At 33.7% G+C, this 2733-nt stretch carries 1 protein-coding gene; it reads right to left on the bottom strand.

The features are described 5' to 3' along the window. Positions 1-62: 62 nt before the first annotated feature. Positions 63-2733, bottom strand: a 2671-nt coding sequence (locus tag ACN4EE_RS22720; protein WP_431708793.1) for a HEAT repeat domain-containing protein, incomplete at its 5' end; no start/stop codon positions are given.

The raw sequence follows: 2733 nt of genomic DNA, 5'->3' as shown, positions 1-2733 counted from the left end.
GAGCATCTGGATTCATCTTTCTCCAGTAACAAAACTCTTTCCAGCCATCAGGATAAGTCATATTATTTACCCCCATTTTGTCTTTGTTTGATGTTTAATTCGGCGGCACTTCTAACCAATTTATTAGCATCTTTGACTAGATAGCTAAGAGTATTATCAGGAGTATTGGGATTTTCTGCTACTCTACGGCGAACATCTTTATCAAAATAAGTGGCTAATTTTTTTAATAAGGTTACAGGAGTATTGGAATTTGAGGCTACTTCACGGCGAACATCTTTATCAGAATCATTGGCTAATTTTTCTAATAAAGCTACAGGAGTATTGGGATTTGAGGCTACATTACGGCGAACATCTTGATCAGAATCAGTGGCTAATTTTTCTAATAAAGCTACAGGAATATTGGGATTTGAAGCTACTTTTTGTTTGATGTTTAATTCGGCGGCACTTCTAACCAATTTATTACCATCTTTGACTAGATAACTAAGGGTATTATCAGGAGTATTGGGATTTTGAGCAATAGCCCAACGCTCTAACCAAGAAGTAGAACGGAAATTGTTCTCTAAATGGGATACCTTAGCATAAGGACTAAAAAGTACGATAAAACGTCCTAAATCTGGTTTTGTACCCTCCATTAGAAAATCAACACAAAATGGATAAATATGGTTTTCTAGCAAACTAACAGGAGTATTAGGATTTTGTAGAAGTGCCTTAGAAATATCTCTCTTATCATTATCATTATTAGCTAGTTTTTCTAAAATCTTAATAGGCGTTTTAGGATGAGATGCTATTTTTTCTGATACCTCAGCAGGAATTTCAGGATGAGATGCTATTTTTGTTAACACCTTGCCAGAAGTGTTAGGATGAGATGCTATTTCTCTTAATAACGAACCATCCCAATTTTTCTTACCAGTTAATTCCTGTAATGCCATGTTTTCTAAAACCTTAGCAGGAGTGTTAGGATTTTCTACCAAAGAATTAAAGGTATTGTCTTTATAATAATCGTAATCACATTCTGTGTCAGAAGAGCTTAATTCGTCCCATCGTGATCCTGTCAAAGAATTAACATCATAAAATATTTGCTCTAAAACCTTTGGCTTAGAGCAACTATTAGCCAAATTACAATGAATTTTTAGTTGCATATCGAAAGCTAAATCTGATAATACATCTTGGGGAGTAAAACGATTTCCTGCAATATCCGTAGCAAGACCAAATTCATACATATTAGTAGATAAGGTCCTACCAGTAGTGTCCAAATCATGAGTTCTATTCCACGCTAAACCTAATAAAAGATGGTCAGGGGTTGTAGGATTATTTTTCATGTAACGAGACATCTGAGGGTGAATAAGAGCATGATTAAGATGACCGTGATTAAGTTTAGTCTCTAGTAACTTAAATAACCTATTGTGCTCCTCCCAAGAGATCTCATACATATCTTTAGCACGATCCACATAATTGTCAAACCAGCCACACTCGAACCAATAAGCGTCGTCCTCCACATTAGTTCCTGCATAAACATCATAAGGTGCTTTTCCAGAATATAAAATATCGTTTAACACAGAACAAGGAGTGTGATAACTGCCTAATAATATCTTCGCTAACTCAGATTTTAACTCGTCAGGAATTTTTTCATCGTAATATAAGCTAATCAATTCTTGCAACAAATTTTTAGAAATATTTCTTGAATTATGTATTAAATCATTAAAAATACTTGAGTACATATCATAAGGAATATTATCAGACTTATCTTTGTCTTTAGAAAAACATTTTTCTAGCAATTTTTCTAATAAATGTGGAGGAGTATTTGGATTAAAGATCAGTACGTTCTTGAGGGCATCAAAACTAAAATAAAAGAACATTTCGTCATCTTTTAAGCAAAAATCAATTAATTTTGCCCATGGTTCATTAGCCCATTTTTGAAATATTCCTCGATAATATAGGTTTACAAAAATATTGCCTTTAGATTCAGGAACAACTAGAGCGGATTGATTTAAGGCTTTTTTAATCGCATCTCCAGTATTTTCTATTTTTTCATTCCAGTTAATATGAAGTTTTGCTTCTTGGGCGATCAGAGAATTTTTATGAGAACTTAACCTTTCTAAATGCTCACGGGTGAGATTTGGATTCGATAATAAAGCCATTAAAAGAGGATCATTATCATTACTATTATCAAGTACCCAAGTAAAAAAGGGTTGGGGAAATTTCTCTAGTTTAACAATGCTTTCAAGAGTAGATTTTGGTATTTCAGCCAAAAAACTCGGATTTTCCAATAATAAAAGATCAAAAATGGGATTATCGAGAAATTCTTCGGGAAATTCAGCACCCAAATTTAATAAAGTCTCTTTGGAAGTATTGGGATTATTGGTTACTGCCTGACGAACTAACCTCTCTTCATTTTGAGCCAATTCTGCCAGTAAATTGGGAGGACAATGAGGATTTTTAGCTACCAGACAAGCTAATTCAATACTTTTATTTGCTAATTCTTTTAACCTTTCAGAAGTAGTAGTTTCCCCAGATGCTTCCGCACTTTCATTTGCCAACTCGGTTAAATCTTGAGGAGTCGTGGTTTTCTTAAACGTTTTTTCTTCTGTGAGAATGGTTTGATTTTGTTCATTATTTAAGCCCGAATTTTTAGCAATGACAGAATCTAAGTCTTTATCAATTTTAGTGATATTTCCTTTGACTAAATAGTAGTCACCTTTTGTTTTTTCTATGGTTTCTACGGAATATAATGCC

Origin of the sequence: Geminocystis sp. CENA526 (genome assembly GCF_050753365.1) — a bacterium.
In the GTDB taxonomy this organism is placed as follows: domain Bacteria; phylum Cyanobacteriota; class Cyanobacteriia; order Cyanobacteriales; family Cyanobacteriaceae; genus Geminocystis.
This window is presented reverse-complemented; position numbering and strand designations above follow the sequence as displayed.